The following is a 20,299-nucleotide window of genomic DNA, read 5'->3' on the forward strand; positions in this document are numbered from 1 at the left end:
GTTCGCCCCTTCAGAAACTTGAGAACAGGGCTTGGCGAGCTAGGTTCAGCGCCGTCACCGCGTCGTGGCGGGACTGCGCCTCTCGCATCGCTTCGAGATCCAGCTTGTCGAGCGCGCGTTCGACCCCTTTCAGGAAGTCGATCGCCGAATTCGCGGCCGCAACGCTATCTTCGCGGAACGGAAACTGGTCGAGCTGCCATACCCCTTCCCAATCGTTTTTGCGCAGTGTGTAGAAGAATTCGAACAGTTCGATCGGGTGGACCGATCCAGCGATCAGATCGTCATCCCAGCTGCGGAAATTGTCGTTCACGTCCATGCCGAACAGCCGCCCATGATCAATGGCAAGCTGGGCGGCATCCGCGGGGCTCTCCCCACCATAAAGCGAGTGGCCGAAATCGAGCAGAATACCGATATTCGGAAGGCCGATCTTTTCGATGCCCAGCAGGGTGCGGGAGACGCTGTCATAGCTCATGTGCACGCGCGGCTCGCGCGGTTTGTATTCGATCACGAACTGGAGGTCGGGGTTCTGTTCGGCCAGTTCGCCAATGCCGTCCATACTGGCCTGCCACAGCGCGCGATGATCGACCTGAAAAGGATAGTCCCAACCATCCTGCCCCGGCCATAGTTTGACATATTTCGCACCGAAGTGGCGGACGGCATCGGCAGCGTCGTTGCACATCTCGTTCGCAAGACGGCGAATGCCTGCATCCGGATTTGTGAAAGCCCCCTTGGCGAATTGTCGTGTATAGATCTCGGGCGTGATGCCGATCACCGACAGGCCATTCCGGTCCAGCGCCTTGCCGACCGCGTCGAACGACAGGGCGGGATCTGCAAACGGGAAGTTGATATCGACAACCGACAGGTCATCGACCTGCCCTGCCAGGTCGATCATTTCTATCAGGGTACGCGGCGGACCATATCCGTCCGTCGCATAGCGATCCACATAGGTGGCGAAGTGCCAGATGCCCGCGCCGAATTTCTGATTTGCCACTCTGCAATCCTCGTCCCGATTGTTTTCTTGTCGGTCTGATGGCGGCCCTTGCGAGAGCCGTTGCCTGGTCAGGCCACGATGATTTTCACTTCCGCCGCCTCAATCGCGGCACGATCTCCATCTGAAATGCCCTTGTCAGTCACCAGCACGTCAATCAGGTCGAGCCCGCCCAGAGCGGTGAAGGACCGCGCGCCGATCTTGCTGGAATCGGCCACGAGGACGACTTCGTTCGCCGCCTCGATCATGGCGCGTTTCACGGGCAGATCGGACAATGCGGGATAGGTCAGACCCGCCGCGACATCGATCGCCGCCGTCGCCAGAAACAGCCGGTCGACGTACAGGCCGCGCAGATATTCGGCCGAACGCTCTCCCGACAGGGACAGGGTCGGGGCCTTGAAATGGCCGCCGGTCATGTGAACATCGAAGCCCGGCTGCCCACCCAGCATGAGCGCGATGTTGAGCGCGTTCGTTATCAGCGTGATGTCACGGCGACCGCCAAGGTTGGCAGCGACCTCGGTCGTGGTGGACCCGGCGTCGAGAATGATCGAGGAACCATCGGTGACGAGTGCGGCCGCTGCGACACCGATCTGACGCTTGGCATCCATCTGCCCTGCATTCTGAAGGGCCATCGACCGCACCTGTTGCGGCACGGACTTCAGAAAGGCGCCGCCATGTTCACGCACGACATGGCCTTGTGTTTCAAGTGTCTCCAGGTCCTGCCGGACGGTCACTTCGGACACGTCGAAAACGTCGGCCAGTTCGCGGACACGCGCGCTGCCCTCTTCCTGAAGCCAGGCAAGCATCCGCGCACGGCGCGTCTCGCCCAGCATTCTCGATCGTGATCCCATCCCGCTCATCGCTTGCACGCGATAAAACCGGACGGAGGAATCGGTCGAAAAGTCATCTCTGGCAAGGCCTTCATCAACATCAAACGCAGCCTGCCGCCGGAAAACGGCGGCGCTCATGAAATTCGTATGATGACTGGAAATTGATGTCAATTTCTTACGACTTCTGACCTGATCGAAAATTTTCGAAAGCAAATGCTTGCGACTGGTTTGCATTGTCGCTATCCAGCGGTCAGGAGAGCGATTCATGATATGTATTATGCCTGAGCCTGACGGAAGGTCAACCGCCACCATCGAACAGCGCGCCGAACATGTGCGCGAACGCGCGAACTGGATGCGCCGCCGGTTCCTCAGGATGATTGTCGATGCGGGACAGGGGCATCCCGGCGGAGACCTTTCCGCAACCGACATCCTTGCAACGCTCTATTTCGATGTGCTTAGGATTGACGCTGCCAACCCCATGGCACCGGACCGGGACCGGTTCGTCATGTCCAAAGGGCACTGCACCGGCGCGCTTTACACCGCGATGGCAGGGCGCGGTCTGTTTCCGGAAGAGGATCTGAACAGCTACCTCCAGCCGCGTTCCCGACTGAATGGCCACCCCAACCGCACCTATCTACCAGGCGTCGAGACGAACACCGGCCCCCTTGGGCACGGCTTTCCCGTTGGCGTGGGGATCGCAGTCGCCGGACAGATAGACGAAGCTGATTTCCGCACCTTCGTGCTGACCGGCGATGGCGAACTGCAGGAAGGCAGCATGTGGGAAGCCGCCATGTTCGCGGGACACCGCGGCCTTGGAAAGCTGACCGTGATCGTCGATCGCAACCGGCTTCAGCAAGGTGCGAAAACCGAAGATACCAACGGACTGGAACCGCTTGGCGACAAGTGGCGCGCTTTCGGCTGGGAAGTGGTGGGCGTCGACGGACACGATCACGCCGCGCTTCTCAACGCTTTCGATGATGCCTGCGAACCGCGTGAGAAACCGCGCGTGATCATTGCCGATACCTGCAAGGGCAAGGGCGTAAGCTTCATGGAAAACCAGGCTGGCTGGCACCACGGCGTCCCCAATCCGGAACAATACGCACAGGCGCTTGCCGAACTCGAAGCGGAGATGGCGTGATGGGAGCCGTGACGAAACCCGACACGGCGATGTTCGATTGCCGCGAGGCCTATGTCCGCACGGTCGAGGAAATGGCAGCCACGGACGAACGGATCGTCGCGGTCGTGAACGATTCCGTCGGCTCGTCCAAGCTGGGCAAGTTCCGCGACCGGTTCCCCCACCGCCTTATCAATGTCGGCATTGCCGAACAGAACATGGTCGGCGTCGGCGCTGGCCTCGCCAACGGCGGCAAGGTTCCCTTCGTGAGCGGCGCCTCCTGCTTCCTGACGGCCCGAGCGATGGAGCAGATCAAGGCCGATTGCGCCTACAGCAGGGCCAATGTGAAGCTGTGCGGCATTTCGTCGGGCGTTGCCTATGGCGAATTGGGCGCGACCCATCACAGCATCGAGGATGTGGCCTGGCTGCGCGCCATCGACGGCATGACCGTCATCGTTCCGTCCGACCCATGGGAGACGGAGCAGGCGATCCGCGCCGCGACTGCCCATGAGGGGCCCGTCTACATCCGCCTCAGCCGAATGCCTGTTCCTGCACTGGAACGGTCCAACCCGCACTTTGAGATCGGCAAGAGTGAGATCCTGCATGAAGGCGGCGACGTTGCGATCATCGCCAATGGCACGATGGTCCATCGCGCGATCAAGGCGGCGAAAGCCCTCGCGTCAGAGGGGGTTGGTGCCCGCGTGATCAACATGGCCACCGTTTCGCCCATCGACACGGCCATGCTGGCAGACGCCGCCAAGACGGGCGCCATCGTGACCGTGGAAGAAGGGTTGAAACAAGGTGGTCTGGGCGGGGCAGTAGCGGAATTCTGCGCAGAGAACGCGCCTGTGCCGATGCGTGTGCTGGGCTTTCCGGGCTTCGTTCCGACAGGCTCGGCATCCTGGCTCATGGACGAATTCGGCCTTAACGCCGCCGGCATCGCTACTGCCGCGCGCGAACTGCTGGGCAAAAGGGCCTGAATGTCGGCGGCCGCGAACACGGCGCCATGCATACTGGCGATCGACCAGGGGACCACGAACACAAAGGTTCTGCTGGTCGACGGCAAAGGCGACATTCGCCTTTGCCGGTCCCGATGCGTGCCGCTTTCCTACCCGCGCCCCGGGTGGGTGGAACAATCCGCTGACGCTATCTGGCTTACCGTCAAGGAACTGATCCTCGAGGTGCTGAGCGAGGCATCAGGTGCGGACATCGCGGCAATTGCCATATCGAACCAGCGGGAAACCGTTATCCTCTGGAACCGCCACACCGGAGAACCCATCGCTCCTGCCGTGACATGGCAATGCACCCGCTCGGCAGGACGGTGCGACAGGCTGCGCAAGGCCGGAAAAGGCCCCTTCATCGCACAGCGCAGCGGGCTTGGCATCGACCCCCTCTTTCCCGCAGCCAAGATCGCCGGAATGCTGGATGCGGAGCCCGAGCTGCGGAAGCGCGCCGATAAAGGCGAAATCCTGTTCGGAACGGTTGATAGCTGGCTGGTCTGGAACCTGACCGGCGGAGCCGTCCACGCGACCGACCACAGCAATGCATCGCGCACGCAGCTCTTCAATATCGGCACCGCACAATGGGACGAGGAACTGGCCGACGTGTTCGACGTTCCTCTTGCCATTCTGCCCCAAGCCATGCCCTCCGACAGCTATTTCGGCGCGACAGGAGAAGGCTTGGCTCCTCTGCGGCAAGGCACGCCCATCCATTCGGTTCTTGGCGATAGCCACGCAGCCCTGTTTGCGCATGACTGCCTGGCGACAGGCGTAGTCAAGGTGACGATTGGCACCGGCAGTTCGCTGATGGCAGCGGTGCCCGCGCGCCTGAATTCACACCATGGCCTATCAGACACGATTGCTTGGAGCCGCGAAAATAGCGGCATCCAGCATGCGCTCGAAGGCAATATCAGCGTCTCGGGCCATGCAGCGGCCTTTGCCGCAAAATTGATGGGCCTGCCCGATGCCAAGGCCCTTAGCGACCTGGCCGGACAGGTTTCAGACAGCGAGGGGGTTATCTTCGTGCCCGCTCTCGCTGGGCTTGGCGCACCCCATTGGCGGACCGATGCCCGCGGCACTATCGCCGGCATGAGCTTGGCAACGCGTCCCGCCCATCTGGCGCGCGCCACGCTGGAAGCGATAGCACATCAGATCTGCGACGTGATCGAAGCGATGGAGGGTGATCTGGGTCACCCATTCCCATCCGTCACCATTGACGGCGGCGGAGCACAGAACTCTCTCTTGGCGCAGATATTGGCGGACTTGAGCGGCAAAATAATCGTCCAGCCGCAGCAGGCCGAAAGCAGTGCGCTTGGCGTGGCGCTCATGGCGGCCCAGGCGATCGGCATTGTTCAATCGGTCAACCCGCCACCAGCACAACAATTCACGCCGCAAATCGACGGATGCGACCGCGAGCATGCGCGCCGCAGATGGAAAGAGGCGATCGCGCAAGTAACCGAAGCCGCATCACAGAACGGGCCCCTTGGGTCGGTCGCGGCATGAACTTTTGCACGAAAAAAGACGCTGGACAGCATCGAGCCGGCGCGTCGCAAGGGATTGGAAAAGAACAATGAAAGCCGATGGCGAATTGGCCTCTGGCCCGGAACGCAGTCCTTCCGACAGAGAGGATTGGAAGAACACCATCCTTGCCGGGTTGGCCAACTATATCGACGCAGGTTCGATCGTTGCCGGATCGGCGGCACTGGCTCTTTGGGTAGAAACCTACAGGCTTTCCACCAACCTGGTCGGTCTGATCGGGGCGTTCGGGCCCAATGCCATTGCCGCCGGTATCGGCGCCCTGATCGGCGGACGGCTGTGCGACAAGCTGGGACGCAAGAAGATCTACCAGTACGACATGCTGTTCTATGCATTCGGCATGATGTGGCTGGTGTTCGCGATGAACGCCTGGATGATCGTGCTGGGCTTCTTTCTGGTCGGGCTGGCGGTCGGCGCGGATATTCCCGCATCATGGTCGCTTATCGCCGAAATGGCTCCCGACAAGAAGCGCGGGCAGCACAGCGGGGTTGCGCAGGTGCTCTGGTATCTTGGGCCAGTTGTCGTGCTCTTGATGTTCCTGGTGCTCGAACCGCTGGGCTTGCTGGCCGCCAGACTGGTTTTTGCCCATCTTGCCGTTTTGGCGCTTGCGCTGACATTCCTGCGGTCCCGCATGAAGGAATCGAAACGCTGGCTTCAAGCGCAGACGTCCAAGCCGGATGAAAACGCACCATTCAAGCTGGGACGCTGGCGCGATCTGTTCACGCGTCAGCATATCGGTTCGATGGCGTTTCTGGCCGGCATGTATCTGTTCTGGAACCTGTGGGCCGGAACGAACGGGTTCTTCTTTCCCTACATATTGCGCACCGTCGGCAACCAGTCGCAGGCGATGTCGGTCGCGATTCAGGCGCTCAGCTTCCTGATCGGGATGGCGTCGATCTATTTTGTTTTCATGAAATACGCGGACAAGCTGAACCAGCGCATGCTCTTCGGATTTTCCGCGCTTTTGCAGGTCATCGGCATGTCGCTGCTGGCGATCTTTCCGCTGACATTGCCGGTGGCGCTGGCGCATGTTTTCCTGATGGCATTCGGCCAGGGCTTCGGGGCGCAATGCTTCTTCCAGCTCTGGAGTTCGGAGATGTTCCCCACCCTGCTGAGAAGCACGGCACAGGGCGTGATGTTCGCCGTGGTGCGTGTCGCTCTTGGCGTCTTCAGCTTCTTCGTTCCCTTCCTGACCGCAACCGGTTTCACCGCGCTGGCCTGGATCCTTGTGGGCTTCCTCTCGATCAGCGGCGTCATCGGTTTCATTTGGGCCCCGCGCAACGAAGGCAAGTCTCTTGAACAGCTTGATGCCGAGCGGGTCGCCGCATGACGCCCCCCGCAGGCCATAAGGAGAGAATGCAATGGTAAAGCGTTTTACGCCGTCGGCGCTGCCTGCCGACCATGAATACGCCCTGCTGGCAGGTCGCGTCATGTTTGAAGGCGATCCGCGCCCCGTGATCGTGCGCGGCGGCCGGGTCCTTGATGTATCGCGGGCCGTGGATACGGTCGCCGATCTGCTGGACCTGAACGATCCCGCCAGTGTCCAAGGCGACGACATCTGCGGCGTCGACGAACTGACCGTCGGCGAAGGTGATTACGCATTATTGTCGCCGATAGACCTGCAATGCGTGAAAGCATGCGGCGTGACCTTCGCGGTCTCGGCCATCGAACGCGTGATTGAGGAGCGCGCGCGGGGCAGTGCCGACCATGCGGCAGCCATTCGGGCAGAACTCGAACACCGGGTCGGCAGCGGCATTCGCAACGTGGTCCCGGGCAGCGACAATGCAGCCGAATTGAAGGCCGCTTTGATCGATGCAGGCATGTGGTCCCAATATCTCGAAGTCGCGATCGGCCCCGATGCCGAAGTGTTTACCAAGGCGCCGGTTCTCTCCACTGTCGGTTGGGGCGCGGCCGTGGGCATCCGCTCGGATTCCACCTGGAACAACCCGGAACCCGAAGTGGTGCTGGCCATCAACGCGTCGGGCGCTGTTGTTGGCGCGATGCTGGGCAATGATGTGAACCTGCGCGATTTCGAAGGGCGCAGCGCGCTGCTCTTGGGCAAGGCAAAGGACAATAACGCCGCCTGCGCGCTTGGCCCCTTCATCCGCCTTTTCGACAGCAGCTTCGGCATCGAAGACGTGCGGTCGGCAGAACTCGACCTGCGGATCGAAGGGCCTGAAGGCTATCTGCTTGAAGGCCATAGCTCGATGAATCAGATCAGCCGCGATCCGCTGGAACTGGTGCAGCAGACCCTGTCCGAACACCATTACCCCGATGGCTTCGCCCTGATGCTGGGTACGCTGTTTGCACCAGTTCAGGATCGAGACGAGCCAGGGCGCGGCTTCACCCACAAGGTCGGCGACAAAGTCCACATTCATAGCCCGAAACTGGGCACCTTGACGAACGAGGTCGTCCATTCCTGCGATGCCCCCGCATGGGAATTCGGCATTCGCGAACTCTATCGGTCAATTCGCAAGCGGCACGCAGTCGCCGCCGCATGACCGGCAACCATTCAAACGGAAAGACAATCATGACACTCACCGGAAACCTGTTCATCGCCGGACAGCGTCGCAGTTCCGACGAACGTTTCCAGGCGCTCGATCCCTCGACGGACAAGGCCATCCCGGAACCCGGCTTCGCCATTGCAGAACCTGCTGACGTGGATGCGGCATGCGAAGCAGCCGAGGCCGCTTACGCAATCTATTCGAACCTGCCCCTGGAGAAGCGCGCCCGGTTCCTGGAAGCGATGGCCGATGAAATCGACTCGCTGGGCGACACGCTGACGGAGCGGGCCTGCGCGGAAACCGGCCTGCCGGAAGCAAGGCTGACAGGAGAGCGCGGACGCACCGTTGGCCAGCTTCGCCTTTTCGCACAGGTGGTACGCGATGGCGCATGGCAAGGCGTGCGGATCGACAATGCCGATCCAGATCGTACGCCGCCAAAGCCCGATCTGCGCCTGCGAAAGGTGCCGCTGGGTCCTGTCGCCGTGTTCGGCGCTTCGAACTTTCCCCTCGCCTTCTCGATCGCGGGCGGAGATACGGCATCCGCACTTGCAGCAGGTTGCCCGGTGGTCGCGAAAGGGCACCCTGCCCACCCGGGCACATCGGAACTTGTCGCTGGCGCGATAATGCGCGCGGCAGAAAAGACCGGCGTTCCGACAGGAATGTTCAGCCTTTTGAACGGAACGTCGCACGAACTGGGCACGGCGCTTGTCAGCGATCCTCGGATACAGGCCGTGGGGTTCACCGGATCGCGCAAGGGCGGAGAGGCATTGATGAAAGTCGCCGCGGCGCGAAAGCAGCCCATACCCGTCTATGCGGAAATGTCAGCGATCAATCCCGTCATCCTGCTGCCATCCGCGCTGGAATCGCGCGGCGATGCCCTTGCACAGGCCTATGTCGGAAGCGTGACGATGGGCGCCGGCCAGTTCTGCACCAACCCCGGCCTGGTCCTTGCCATGCAGGGTGAGGCATTGGAGAATTTTGCCGAGGCAGTCGGTGACGCGATTCACAAGGCCGCGCCCCAGGTCATGCTGACACACGGAATTCGCCAGCAATTTGGCGCGGGCAAGGCTGAGCTGTCCGCCGAAACGAACGTCACCCTTCTTGGCGAGGGTGTAGCGCCTTCCAATGAATGCCAATCCAGCGCTGCCATTTTCCGCACAAGCGCTGCCGAGTTCATGAAGAACCCATCGCTGGGAGAGGAAAACTTCGGCGCCTCGTCGATCATCGTCGAATGCGACGACCTCGACCAATTGCAAAGCCTTCTTGCAGGCCTGGAAGGCCAGTTGACGGCAGCTTTGCACATGGACGAAGCCGATTACGGCATGGCGGGCAAATTGCTGCCCGTCCTTGAGAAAAAGGCAGGGCGCGTCATAGCCAATGGATGGCCGACAGGTGTCGAAGTATCCCATTCGATGGTTCATGGCGGCCCTTATCCGGCGACTTCCGACCCGAAATCCACATCGGTCGGCACGCTGGCCATCGAACGTTTCCTGCGTCCGGTCTGCTATCAGGATCTGCCGCCTGAACTTCTACCCGCGTGTTTGGCGGGCCAAGGGCCAGACGGTGCAATCAGGCTGATCGACGGCGTCTGGAAAATCTGAACCGGCCAAACGGACAACCGCTCTGGTCGATCCGATCAAGCGGACGTTCGAAATAGATTACATGTCCCGGCACGAAGCTGGTGCAGATCGATGGAAATCCGGCAATTGACGAAGGTTAAGCCCTATGCGCGGAAGCCGAAACGGAGGCGCGTTTCGCGCCGTTTCGGCTTCCGCATAAAGGTTTGGAATCAGCTTTGGATATGGGCGGCATCGAGCCGGCGGTGGATGAGCGATACGATTGTGAGAAGGTCTTCGGCATCTTCTTTGAACATCGCCCAATGGATGCGCGCCCCATGCGCAGTGGGATTTCGGAACATGCCGAAGGTGCCGCGGACGAGATTTGCGAACCCGCGTTGCTCGCTTCGCTGGCTTGCGGTGGATAGCGGGTTGATCGCAAGCATTGGCGGACTGCCGGCCAGGGTCCGATCGACGAACGTCGCGCCGATGTCGGAAAGCCCCGTCTGCGACCGCATCTTGTCAGCGACGCTTCTGACCGCTTCTTGCACCGCATGGAAGTAATTGTCGGCGAGAAGCTCGGCGCGGCAGAACTTCAGGACGTCAGGATGCACACCGCGACCTTCAAGGTCCGCTCGCAAATTGCGAGCGCGCCGTTGAGCATCGGGCAAGGTCTGAGCGACATCCGCAGATTTCAACTCGCCGGACTCATCGACCACAAGTCCTGCGAATGCCAACGCCAGGTTTAGGCGAGCCCGAATAGGCTCATAGCGGTGCGGCTCGCGGCCGTAACGCGCCAGCTTCATGGCGAGCCGGATGAACTCAAGGATGTTTGTGCGGTTGCGTTTGGTGTTCTGGCATTCCGCGAAGGCGTTAGATACGGACGCGCTTCGTCATCGGCCCCGGATCGGCAATCTTGCATGACGCAAGCAGGTGCTCGATCTCTGGCCCGGTCAGGCCTTCTGCAGTGTCGCCAAGCGCGCCGGCGATCGCTTCCAACTGATCTTGTGAAAAGAACGCCATATATGCGGGTTGTGCGTATCACGGTGCTCGCCAACTGACGTGGCAGGAGTCCGATATCAAACAATTTGAGAGTGTTCACACGGTAGGAACACGAGCTCGACTTGCGTTCGACCTAGCGATATACACCTCTCCGCGAAGAGGTGATTTAATAAAGCTCGGACCTAACGTAACCCGCCAAGGATCTATTTGGTTTCGCCAAAAAAAAACAGATAAACCTCTACTAATACCGATGCACACTAAATTAGCCGAGTCCATAGCATCCACCTATAGCGGCAACGGACCTTTCATTAAGTCGACCAGAGGCTTTGGATACACAACTGAGAGCTTTGGCAACTGGTTTGCAGATCAGTCCAAAAAAGCAGGTGTTTAGGCCCGGCCTGTCCTTGCATGGCTTGCGAAAGGCCGCGGTCCGCAGAATGGCCGAAACCGGTCTGACAAACGCTCAAATGAAAGCAATCACTGGGCATGAAAGTGATGCTGAAGTGGCGCGATATGCGCGAGAGGCCAATTAGGCGAAAATTGCAAAATCCTCGATGGATATCTTGAATTTGGCTAACTTTGCCGACAATGCTTGCCTAACCATCCCAGAAGATCATGAAAATGCATGATTTTCTTCAAAATATGGTGAGCCCTGCTGGGTTCGAACCAGCGACCTACTGATTAAAAGTCAGTTGCTCTACCGACTGAGCTAAGGGCCCTTGGCGTGTGCCTTGGATGCGGTCACCTAGGCAGGGGGCGGCGGATGGTCAAGCGGGCATGTGCCTGTCTTATGGAAAGTCCACCGATTGGATCGCGCCAATCGCCCGCGATCTGCATTGCGGGACGCAGGACGAAATCGCGTGTCTCATATTCCGGATGCGGGATCAAAAGCGCTTTATCGGCATAAGCGCCGCCGCTCCACAGGATGATGTCGAGATCCAGCACCCTTGCACGCCAGCGTTGGCCACCGGATTTGCGACCAAATTCGCTCTCGATGGATTTCAACTCGCGGAGAAGGGCGCGCGGCTCAAGCTGCGTCAGATAAAGGCATGCGCCATTGGCATATTGCCTGAGTGATGGCCCGATCGGCGCAGAGCGCAGGGTACGCGAACGCGCGACCACCTGCCCGGGCGCGCCATCCAGCCGTGCATAAGCGGTATCGATTATCTGCCTCGGCGACCCCATCTGCACATGACGCATGTTGGATCCAAGTGCGAGCAGATAGAGATGGTCGCTGCCGGGATCGTCCAATCAGATATCCTCGGCCAGGCGGCCGTAAAGCTGCGGACGGCGATCGCGGAAAAAGCCCATGCCGGCCCGGTGCGTGGCAGCACGGGAAAGATCGAGCGATTCGACCAGCACGCCCGTTTCCTCACGCCCGTATTCGGCGACCAGATCGCCCCATTCGTCGGAAATGAAGCTGTGCCCGTAAAAGGTCTGGTGCTCGCCTTCCTTGCCGATACGGTTCGACGCGATCACCGGCATGCAGTTCGATACCGAATGCCCGATCATCGCGCGCCGCCACATGCGGCTGGTATCGAGATCGGCATCATATGGCTCCGACCCGATGGCCGTGGGGTAAAACAGCATTTCCGCGCCCATCAGCGCCATGGCGCGCGCGCATTCAGGGTACCACTGGTCCCAGCACACCCCGACGCCAATGCGGGTGCCGAAGACATCCCACACCTTGAAACCGGTATTGCCGGGGCGGAAATAGTATTTTTCCTCGTATCCCGGTCCGTCGGGTATGTGGCTCTTGCGATAGGTGCCCATGATATCGCCATCGGCGCCGATCATGGCCAGCGTGTTGTAATAATGGTGCCCGTCACGCTCGAAATAGCTCGTCGGGATCGCGACCTTCAGCTTTGCCGCCAGCGCCTGCATGGCGATGACCGAGGGGTGCTCATGCGTCGGGCGCGCCAATGCGAACAGGGCCTCGTCCTCCTCGCGGCAGAAATAGGGGCCGGAGAAAAGTTCGGGCGGCAGGATGATCTGCGCGCCCTTTCCGGCGGCCTCTTCCACCAGTCCGGTGATCTTGGCGATATTCTCCTGCTCATCCTCTGATCCAAGGGCGCATTGCAGGGCGGCGACGGTGATTGTGCTCATGACCCATCAGTTATGACCCGGCGCGGGCACTGGCAAGGGCAGGCATGCGTTCCTATCTGGAGCCCCAAGGAGATTTGCATGAGTGAAGAACAGGCGATCATCGCAGGCGGATGCTTCTGGTGCACCGAAGCGGTGTTCCGCGATGTCATCGGCGTGAGCGAGGTTGAAAGCGGCTATATCGGCGGCACGGTCGAAAACCCGACCTATAAGCAGGTGTGCAGCGGCGAAACCGGCCATGCCGAGGCGATCCGCGTAACATTCGATACCGATGTCATCAGCTATGCCGACGTGCTCGACGTGTTCATGGGGACGCATGATCCGACCCAGCTGAACCGTCAGGGCAATGACATCGGCACCCAGTATCGCAGCGCGATCTTTCCGCTGAACGAAGCGCAGCTGGCAGGGGCCGAGGCCGCCATCCGCCGTGCCAAGGACGAGCGCGACCTGCCGGTGGTGACGACCATCGAGGAACCGACCCAGTGGTATCCGGCAGAGGACTACCACCAGGAATATTGGGAAGGCGACGGGCAGCGTAACCCCTACTGCCTTGCCGTCATTCCACCCAAGCTGGCGAAACTCCGCAAGAGCTTTGCCAATCGGTCAAAGACACCGGCCGAATAGACAGGATCAGCGGCGGGTAAAACGGGCGGCGAAAAAGCCGTCCATCCCGCCGCTGTCTGCCAGCATGCCGGGATCGGTACGCAGCCAGCCTTCTGCGGTGGGGCTCACGCTCTCGGGCAATTCCTCGGCCTTCACCGGGACAAGCTCCAGATCGAGCGACTGCGTGGCCCAGAGTGCCTGCTCTTCGCCTTCCTCGGACTCCAGCGAACAGACAGCATAGACCAGCTGGCCATTGGGCTTCAGCCATGTGGCGGCGCGTTCAATCAGCGCTCGCTGCAATTCAGCCAGTTCGCCAATCTGGGCCGGAAAGATGCGATGCAGTACATCAGGGTGGCGGCGGCAGGTCCCGGTTGCCGTGCATGGCGCATCCAGCAGAATTGCATCGAATTTCTGGTCCGGCTCCCATTTGAGCGCATCGGCGGTAACACTGCGGGCCTTCAGCCCGGTCCGCTTCAGATTCTCCTTCAGCAGCTTCAGCCGCCGGTCCGAAATATCGAGAGCGGTGACATCCCAGCCCGCAGCGGCAAGCTGCAACGTCTTGCCTCCGGGCGCGGCACACAGGTCCAGCGCCTCGCGCCCCTGCCCCTCGCCCAGCAAAGACGCTGGGAGCGAGGCGGCGAGATCTTGCACCCACCATGCTCCCTCTTCGAAACCGTCCAGCCCTTCAACCGCGTGACCGCGCGGGAGGCGCAAGGTTGCAGGACCGGCCTTGGCGGCATCGAGACGCTGCGCCCAATTCTCGATCTCCGCCGGCTCGCGCAGCGACAGGTCCAGCGGCGGCGGCGACGCGAGGGCTGCGGCGATCGCGTCCACCCGATCGGGCCAGGCGGCCTGCCAGCGGCTGGCCACGTTTTCAGGCAGGGTAGGAGCCTCGGGCAGCTTGGCATTCTTCCGCATCAGCGCCGAGAACACGCCATGCGCCAGCCGACGCGGACCGCCCGCCAGCAAGGGCAGGCCGGTCGCGACCACGGCATGGCCCGGAGTTTCCAGCCGCAATGCCTGCACCAGCATGATGCGCAGGACCATACGCGCCTTGGCATCATCGGGCAGCCGCTGGCGCGTGGCGCTGTCGATCAGCGTATCGAGATCGACCATCCAGCGCAGCACCTCAGCCGAGATGGCGCGCGCCAGCGCCGCATCGGCACCGCGCATGCGGCCCACCGCACGCGGCATCGCAATATCGAGCGTTTCACCCCGGCGCGTCACCGCGTCGAGGATCTGGAGCGCGGCCTTGCGCGCGGGGAGACCGGAAATGTCGCTCACTGGGGTTCCTGAAGTGCGGAAGTTGAGGCGCACCGCCTAGCCAAACTTGAACAGCGGCGCCAGTCGCGCCATCTTGCATCCATGATCAAACGCGCAACGCAACGCCCCGAAGAGTTCAAGAAGCCCGCTCACTGGACCAGCGAACCCGCGCCCAAGCCGGGTCAGGGATCCCGGCATGAGGACGCCGAACGCCCCGACCCCACCCGCTATGGCGACTGGGAAAAGGACGGGATCGCGATCGATTTCTGAACGCTGGCGACCTTTGATTACTGGTCGATGACCCGCGTTTCCGGGTGATGCTTGTCGAGATGCTTGCGAATGATGCGCAGGTTTTTCGTATTTGACCGGAACAGCAGGTCGAAGGCATCGCCCACAACCGGCACTGCGCCAATGGCCGTATCGACAGCGACATTCGCGCCCATGCGCCAGAGCTGCCATTTCGGCAGGCCCAGATTGCGCGCTTCCCATACGATATAGGCGCCCATGGCCGCCGTCATGATATCGCCAAGGACCGGGATCAGACCCGCGACGGCATCAAGGCCCACGGCATAATTGATACCGGGAATGCGGAAGCTGCGCTCCAGCACCTGTTCCAGCATTTCGACCCGCTGACGGATCGACCGGGGGTCGGTGCCAAGCCCGACCATCTGACTGTCGAAACGCGCCTGTTCGCGCATCCTGTCCTCATCCATCATGCCCCCTAGGTGGGGTCAAGAGCGAGCTGAGACAAGGGATGCACGCCCAGCGGGTTCACCGCGAAGCGATCGATGGAGCCGCGCACGAGCGAAAAACGGATCGGCGGACCCAGCGGAATATAACCTCCTGCCTCCTCGATCAGCCTTTCGGCCTGCGCCATCAATGCGCGGCGCCGTGCATCGTCGGCTTCGGTATTGGCCGCGCGTACGAAGGCATCACCTTCCTCGCTGCAGGCAGCACGCGTGACAGAGCAGTTGAGCCGATTGAGATACCAGCGCGCCATGCGATAGCGCGCAACCTCGTCGATCAGCCAGAAATCCGATTCATCGGCTTCGCCAGCCCTTTCGAGCGAAAGGCCGATCGCCGCAAGGTCACGCTGCAGCTGAGCCAGCAGGACATCCCCGCCCCGCCCCGGCGGAAGGTCGATTGTCAGCGCAGGAATGGCGTCATTGGCAGATATCCACGCCTGTACCCGCGCCCTTGCCACGTTTTGCCGCTCCTCCATCGATAGCCCGCTCCAGCGCCTGTCGGTCGGCGCCCGGCTATCGGGCAGTGCGGTCGGGACGATATGGGTCGTGGGCACCCAGCCGCCGACATTGAAGGGTTCGATCAGCTCCCCGCGATTGATCGCCATGGCAACCGCCTCGCGGTTTTCGGGGTTCGACAGGAAACCGACCTCGTGCCGCGCCACGCCCAGTCCGAAAAGGCCCAGCACCGGATCGAGCCGGATTGCACCGCGCAAAAGGCCGCCCTTCTGCACATGCGGCAGCGCGTCTATACCGCCGCCGAGCAGGATCTGGGCACCGCCCGACTGAAACAGATCGACGGCCTGTTTCGGCGGATCGATCCTGATTTCGAGCGCTTCTGCCCCGAGCCAAGGGCTGGTCATATTGTCGGCCGCGACCATCGGCGGCAGCAGCGAGAAGGCATCGCCATCGGCCTCTATCCGCATGGCATCGGGCTGGCCCTCCGTGTCGAGCGCGAGTTCGGGCCCTGCAAGCAGGTTGAGAAATTCGGGGACCGGCTGGGTCAGGCGCACCTCTATCACGCGGCGGGTCCGGGCATGGATCGCTTCGATGAGGCCAAGGTCGAGGCCCAGCGCCTGTCCGTCCTGCCGGGCAATGCGTTCGTCCAGCGCCTTGCGCACGTCGGACGCCAGAATCGCCTCCCCTTCTGCGTCGCCCATCTCGCGCAGGCGGAAAATATAGCTCAGGCCGTCGTCCGTCACGATCCAGCTTTCCGCCAAGCCGGGAGAGATGCGCCCCTCGGCGTCGAACGAGACGAGCCCTTCGTGCGTGGCTGCGCGCAGGATAGCGGCCGCCTGCTCCAGCGGCATGTCATCGGATTGCGCCTTTCCGGCATCACCGATCAGCACGACATCGACGGCTGCGCCATTGTCGCTGCCGCAACCCGAGACAGCGAGGCCGGCACATGCGGCAAGCAGGGTAAGGAGAGTCCTCATACCGCCTGTCTAGCAAGCGGCAGAGACAAGGTCAGCATGGGTTTGAAGGTTGTGAAACTTCAGTCTTCGCTGTCGCGGGACGATGCGGAGACGTCGTTTTTTTCGTCCTCGCTTTCGGGAAGATCGACATCGGCGACCGGAAACTGGACGTTGGCTGCGCGAATCGGTTCGTCGAAAGCGATGCCGCAACGGTCACCAGCCGCCCAGGCGACCTGGCCACCGACCAGGCCGACATTGCGCAGGTCGACATAGACCCGCGTGCCACGCGAAACGCGCATGGCCCCTTCGGCCATGACACCCGAATCCGAGATATTACGGAGCTTTACCTCAAAAGGAGCGCCATCGCGCTCCAGTCGCATCTCTGCGACGAGGAACAGCGAGTCGCGGCCATGCCTGCGGTTTTCGTGGCGGTCGATCATCGCGCGTTTCCCTGGGGACAGCGTATCCGTTCACGAACAGAGATGCTCTTCTGTCCGCGGCGATATGACCTCACTAAAGAAAGAGAGCTAAGAAAGTCTAAAGCGCATTCGGACTATCCCCAACGGCAACTTGCTGTGCCGCATCGGGACATAAGGGGATATGGTTAACGCATGAGGGTGCCGGACCCGAAAAGGCCCGGCGCCATCGCTTTCGAAAAAAGACGTCAGTCGTCGCGCGAAATCTTCTCGCGACGCTCGTGGGCCTCCTGGGCCTCCACGGTCATGGTCGCGATCGGACGGGCAATCAGGCGGCCAAGGCCGATCGGTTCGCCGGTGACTTCGCAATAGCCGTATTCGCCCTCGTCGATGCGGCGCAGCGCCGAATCGATCTTCGAGATCAGCTTGCGCTGACGGTCACGGGTGCGAAGTTCGATGCCCCAGTCGGTTTCGCTCGATGCGCGATCGTTGAGATCGGGCTCACGGATCGGGCCATCCTGCAGGTTCTGCAGCGTGCCTGCCGAGATATCGAGTATCGATTGCTTCCATTCGACCAGAAGGTTGCGAAAGAATTCCAGCTGCTCCGGGCCCATGTAAGGCTCGTCCGCACTTGGAACGTAATCCCCCGTCATTGCGTTGCGGGCTGCCGCAAGATCGTCGAAGTTACCCGCCGAAACGCTCAAGCTTGTCGCCATCCATTTTCTCCGTGAGGGAGCCGATGATCCGACCGGCGACCCCCAAATTCGATCCCCACACGCGCGGCCCTATAGATCGGTGGCGATTCGGGCACAAGCGCATCTCTCGAATTTCAGTAATACCATGCACAGATTAAGCTATGCCGAACAAAGTGATCGTTCCAGGTTTGTCGCTTCGCATTGACTTTGCGCAACTATCATTAACGGCTTGTTGACCATTGTGAGCGAGGCTTTCCCTCGCGCCGCCAAAGGGGGAAGGCGCTTCACAGGGGGTTTAGAGTGATGGGTTACCTCGATCATGATGCGCTGGACCGGGCGATGGCATTTGCCCGCACGCAGGCAAAGAACACCGATTTCTTAAATACTTACGGAGATCTGGCTGCACGTGGTGACGACGACGCGCTCTTTTCGCTCGGCTGCGCCTTCTCGACCGGCAGCCATGGCATCGGCTGCGACATGATCGAAGCGCATAAATGGTTCAACCTCGCCGCCGCACGCGGCCATGAGGATGCATCGAACTGCCGCGCCGAGGTCGCCGAGGAGATGAGCGCGCGCGAAATCGCCGAAGCGCAGCGCCGTGCCCGCGCATGGCTAAAGGAAGCGCGCGCTCGTCATTGAACGCTAACTCCGCCTGAACGGGGCAAGCGAGCGCAAGGTCTCGCGCTCTGCCCCCATCGCGTGGCGTTCGTGCACGAGATAATCGGCCACGGCGGCGCGGAAACCATCATGCGGGATGAAATGGGCCGAATGGGTGGCGACCGGCTCATATCCGCGCGCCAGCTTGTGCGAGCCTTGCGCGCCAGCCTCCACCCGTTTCAGACCGCGCTCGATGGCGACATCGATGGCCTGATAATAACACAGCTCGAAATGCAGGAACGGCTTGTCGATCACGGTACCCCAATAGCGGCCGTACAGAGCTTCCGGTCCAGCAAAATTCAGGGCGCCTGCCACCGGCATGTCGTCTTCGTAGGCGTCATCTTCGTAGGCTAGGATCAGCACGATCTCTTCTGCCATGCGCTGACCCATAAGGTCGAAAGCTTCACGGGTGAGATATGGCTGGCCCCATTTGCGCGCGCCCGTATCCTGATAGAACATCCAGAACGCATCCCAATGTTCAGGTCGCAAGCCATCGCCGGAAAGCTTTTCGATCCGCAGGCCTTCGACGGCGCGGGCGCGTTCCTTGCGGATCGCCTTGCGCTTGCGGGAGGCGAGCGTGGCGAGGAAGGCGTCGAAATCCTGAAAACCATCGTTCGACCAGTGAAACTGGATATCCTCACGGATCAGCCAGCCCGCCTCTTCGAACAGGTGCAATTGTTCTGGCGCGATAAAGGTCGCATGGGCGCTAGAGAGGTCCTCGCTCGTCACCAGCGCCTCGGCTCCGCGTAGCATCAGCCGGGCATCGTCCTCGCAGGCCGCCAGGACACGCGGGCCGGTCGCCGGGGTGAAGGGAACCGAGATCTGCAGCTTGGGGTAATAGCTGCCCCCCGCCCTATGCCAAGCATCGGCCCAGGCGTGATCGAAAACATATTCGCCCTGGCTATGCGATTTCAGATAGGCAGGCAGTGCCGCCCGGATCGGCGTGACGCCATCACCCAGCACCAGTGGCGCGGGCGCCCAGCCCGTGCCGGGACCGACGCTGCCCGATTCTTCGAGCAGTTGCAGGAAACGGTGGCTTGTAAACGGATTGCCGCCGGGCTCGAGCGCGTCCCACTCGCTTTCATCGATGGCGCCGACGGCACCCGCCAGCCGGATGGCGAGATCGCCTTCGCTCACCTCAGCCCTTCTCCTTCGGCGATGGGCGCATCGCAGAAGCGCGCCGCACGGGCGGCAAGACGCGTGCTACGCGCGGTCCAGCCCAGCACGGCAAGCCCTTCGCGCCGGTAACGGGCGACAAGCGGATCGGGGAGGTCATTGAGATCACAGGCCAGAAAATCGGGATCCAGCCGCGAAATCGCAAGGGCCCGCTGCGCGCCGAATTGCCCGGCCAAGCCAGATGCCCGAAATTCGCGGCGACCGTTCACGAGGCCGATAGGCGAATGCGGCACGCGGGCCTGCAGCCAGCGCATCGGGCGCGGGTCGAAGCTCATCAAAGCGACCGGTCCGCGATAGCTGCGAACCGCGCGCGCCGTGGCGCGTGCCAGCGGTAGCCAGTCGACATCAGGGCGCGACTTCACCTCGACCAGCAGGGGCACGCGACCCGCGATCAGGTTTAGCAATTCATCCAGCCGCGCGATGGCACCGCTGTCACGGTTCAGGGCGATCTGGCCCAGTTCCTTCGCACTGCGCTTGCGTACCGGACCGTCTTCGCCGGTCAGGCGGTCCAGCGTCCAGTCATGGAAGACCATCGCCTCGCCATCGCGGCTAAGTTGCACATCGCATTCGACGCCAAGGCCCCGCGCCATTGCGGCCTGAGCCGCGGGCAGCGAGTTTTCAAGCCAGCCATCGGGCGCATGCAGGCCGCGATGAGCATAGACCCAATCGCTCAGCCAAGCGGAGGACGCCGGCCGCAAGG

General features: G+C 61.5%; 22 protein-coding genes and 1 tRNA gene. 9 read left to right on the forward strand and 14 right to left on the reverse strand.

Features of this window, described 5'->3' with window-relative positions; all coding sequences use genetic code 11:
• Positions 1-10 precede the first annotated feature (10 nt).
• Both A9D13_RS09415 and A9D13_RS09420 read right to left on the reverse strand, forming a co-directional pair.
• Positions 11-991 carry a sugar phosphate isomerase/epimerase family protein gene (locus tag A9D13_RS09415; protein ID WP_066772792.1) on the reverse strand — a complete coding sequence of 327 codons (981 nt, stop codon included), beginning with the start codon at positions 989-991 and terminating at the stop codon, positions 11-13.
• A gap of 68 nt (positions 992-1,059) precedes the next feature.
• Positions 1,060-2,130: a DeoR/GlpR family DNA-binding transcription regulator gene (locus A9D13_RS09420; protein ID WP_229665215.1), complete on the reverse strand. Its 1,071-nt coding sequence runs from the start codon at positions 2,128-2,130 to the stop codon at positions 1,060-1,062.
• On the opposite strand from A9D13_RS09420, the gene A9D13_RS09425 reads away from it, so the two are divergent.
• The 6 genes from A9D13_RS09425 (at position 2,096) to A9D13_RS09450 (ending at position 9,571) form a co-directional block, all read left to right on the forward strand.
• The gene (locus A9D13_RS09425) at positions 2,096-2,956 is read left to right on the forward strand and encodes a transketolase (RefSeq protein ID WP_082922245.1); all 861 of its coding nucleotides are present in this window, start codon (positions 2,096-2,098) and stop codon (positions 2,954-2,956) included. The genes A9D13_RS09420 and A9D13_RS09425 overlap by 35 nt on opposite strands.
• Positions 2,956-3,912 carry a transketolase family protein gene (locus A9D13_RS09430; RefSeq protein WP_066772794.1) on the forward strand — a complete coding sequence of 319 codons (957 nt, stop codon included), beginning with the start codon at positions 2,956-2,958 and terminating at the stop codon, positions 3,910-3,912. Before A9D13_RS09425 ends, A9D13_RS09430 begins: the two co-directional genes overlap by 1 nt.
• Positions 3,913-5,433 (forward strand): FGGY family carbohydrate kinase, encoded by a 1,521-nt coding sequence (locus tag A9D13_RS09435; RefSeq protein WP_066772796.1) that lies wholly within the window; start codon positions 3,913-3,915, stop codon positions 5,431-5,433.
• A 67-nt stretch (positions 5,434-5,500) separates the two neighbouring features.
• Entirely contained in the window at positions 5,501-6,796 is a 1,296-nt protein-coding gene (locus A9D13_RS09440) for an MFS transporter (protein WP_066772798.1), read from the forward strand.
• A gap of 31 nt (positions 6,797-6,827) precedes the next feature.
• Complete coding sequence (locus tag A9D13_RS09445) at positions 6,828-7,967, forward strand: fumarylacetoacetate hydrolase family protein (protein WP_066772800.1); 1,140 nt, start codon at positions 6,828-6,830, stop codon at positions 7,965-7,967.
• 29 nt (positions 7,968-7,996) lie between these two features.
• Entirely contained in the window at positions 7,997-9,571 is a 1,575-nt protein-coding gene (locus A9D13_RS09450) for an aldehyde dehydrogenase (NADP(+)) (RefSeq protein ID WP_066773945.1), read from the forward strand.
• A 188-nt stretch (positions 9,572-9,759) separates the two neighbouring features.
• Here A9D13_RS09450 and A9D13_RS09455 read toward each other — a convergent pair whose 3' ends face one another.
• The 5 genes from A9D13_RS09455 to aguB all read right to left on the reverse strand — a co-directional run bounded on the left by A9D13_RS09455 (position 9,760) and on the right by aguB (position 12,634).
• Positions 9,760-10,332: a TIGR02391 family protein gene (locus A9D13_RS09455; RefSeq protein WP_229665217.1), complete on the reverse strand. Its 573-nt coding sequence runs from the start codon at positions 10,330-10,332 to the stop codon at positions 9,760-9,762.
• Positions 10,333-10,399: 67 nt separating this feature from the next.
• Complete coding sequence (locus A9D13_RS21090) at positions 10,400-10,549, reverse strand: hypothetical protein (RefSeq protein ID WP_244884884.1); 150 nt, start codon at positions 10,547-10,549, stop codon at positions 10,400-10,402.
• A gap of 622 nt (positions 10,550-11,171) precedes the next feature.
• A tRNA-Lys gene (locus A9D13_RS09460) sits at positions 11,172-11,247 on the reverse strand.
• A 22-nt stretch (positions 11,248-11,269) separates the two neighbouring features.
• Complete coding sequence (gene folK / locus A9D13_RS09465; RefSeq protein WP_229665220.1) at positions 11,270-11,779, reverse strand: 2-amino-4-hydroxy-6-hydroxymethyldihydropteridine diphosphokinase; 510 nt, start codon at positions 11,777-11,779, stop codon at positions 11,270-11,272.
• Entirely contained in the window at positions 11,780-12,634 is an 855-nt protein-coding gene (gene aguB / locus A9D13_RS09470; RefSeq protein WP_066772801.1) for an N-carbamoylputrescine amidase, read from the reverse strand.
• Positions 12,635-12,712: 78 nt separating this feature from the next.
• On the opposite strand from aguB, the gene msrA reads away from it, so the two are divergent.
• Positions 12,713-13,255 carry a peptide-methionine (S)-S-oxide reductase MsrA gene (gene msrA, locus A9D13_RS09475; RefSeq protein ID WP_066772802.1) on the forward strand — a complete coding sequence of 181 codons (543 nt, stop codon included), beginning with the start codon at positions 12,713-12,715 and terminating at the stop codon, positions 13,253-13,255.
• A 6-nt stretch (positions 13,256-13,261) separates the two neighbouring features.
• On the opposite strand, the gene A9D13_RS09480 is transcribed toward msrA, so the two are convergent.
• Positions 13,262-14,518, reverse strand: coding sequence for an RsmB/NOP family class I SAM-dependent RNA methyltransferase (locus A9D13_RS09480; protein ID WP_066772803.1), 1,257 nt, complete (start codon positions 14,516-14,518; stop codon positions 13,262-13,264).
• An 81-nt stretch (positions 14,519-14,599) separates the two neighbouring features.
• On the opposite strand from A9D13_RS09480, the gene A9D13_RS09485 reads away from it, so the two are divergent.
• Positions 14,600-14,767: a DUF1674 domain-containing protein gene (locus A9D13_RS09485; protein WP_066772805.1), complete on the forward strand. Its 168-nt coding sequence runs from the start codon at positions 14,600-14,602 to the stop codon at positions 14,765-14,767.
• A gap of 17 nt (positions 14,768-14,784) precedes the next feature.
• On the opposite strand, the gene A9D13_RS09490 is transcribed toward A9D13_RS09485, so the two are convergent.
• The 4 genes from A9D13_RS09490 to dksA form a co-directional block, all read right to left on the reverse strand.
• Positions 14,785-15,165, reverse strand: a complete 381-nt coding sequence (locus A9D13_RS09490) for a DUF4112 domain-containing protein (protein ID WP_373288730.1) — start codon at positions 15,163-15,165, stop codon at positions 14,785-14,787.
• A gap of 53 nt (positions 15,166-15,218) precedes the next feature.
• A complete protein-coding gene (locus A9D13_RS09495) occupies positions 15,219-16,676 on the reverse strand; it encodes an ABC transporter substrate-binding protein (RefSeq protein WP_066772807.1) in 1,458 nt (485 codons plus the stop codon).
• Between the two features lie 59 nt (positions 16,677-16,735).
• Entirely contained in the window at positions 16,736-17,095 is a 360-nt protein-coding gene (locus tag A9D13_RS09500) for a PilZ domain-containing protein (RefSeq protein WP_066772809.1), read from the reverse strand.
• Between the two features lie 224 nt (positions 17,096-17,319).
• Entirely contained in the window at positions 17,320-17,787 is a 468-nt protein-coding gene (gene dksA / locus A9D13_RS09505) for an RNA polymerase-binding protein DksA (protein ID WP_066772811.1), read from the reverse strand.
• A 318-nt stretch (positions 17,788-18,105) separates the two neighbouring features.
• Between dksA and A9D13_RS09510 the strand changes: the two genes are divergently transcribed.
• On the forward strand, positions 18,106-18,405 hold the full coding sequence (locus A9D13_RS09510) for an SEL1-like repeat protein (RefSeq protein ID WP_082922341.1): 300 nt from the start codon (positions 18,106-18,108) through the stop codon (positions 18,403-18,405).
• Positions 18,406-18,408: 3 nt separating this feature from the next.
• Here the strand turns inward: A9D13_RS09510 and A9D13_RS09515 are convergent, their stop codons facing one another.
• Together A9D13_RS09515 and A9D13_RS09520 are read right to left on the reverse strand one after the other, a co-directional pair.
• Complete coding sequence (locus A9D13_RS09515) at positions 18,409-19,560, reverse strand: GNAT family N-acetyltransferase (RefSeq protein ID WP_066772815.1); 1,152 nt, start codon at positions 19,558-19,560, stop codon at positions 18,409-18,411.
• Positions 19,557-20,297: a glycerophosphodiester phosphodiesterase family protein gene (locus A9D13_RS09520; RefSeq protein ID WP_066772816.1), complete on the reverse strand. Its 741-nt coding sequence runs from the start codon at positions 20,295-20,297 to the stop codon at positions 19,557-19,559. The genes A9D13_RS09515 and A9D13_RS09520 overlap by 4 nt, the downstream gene beginning before the upstream one ends.
• Positions 20,298-20,299 lie beyond the last annotated feature (2 nt).

The organism is Croceicoccus mobilis (assembly GCF_001661965.1).
Lineage (GTDB): Bacteria > Pseudomonadota > Alphaproteobacteria > Sphingomonadales > Sphingomonadaceae > Croceicoccus > Croceicoccus mobilis.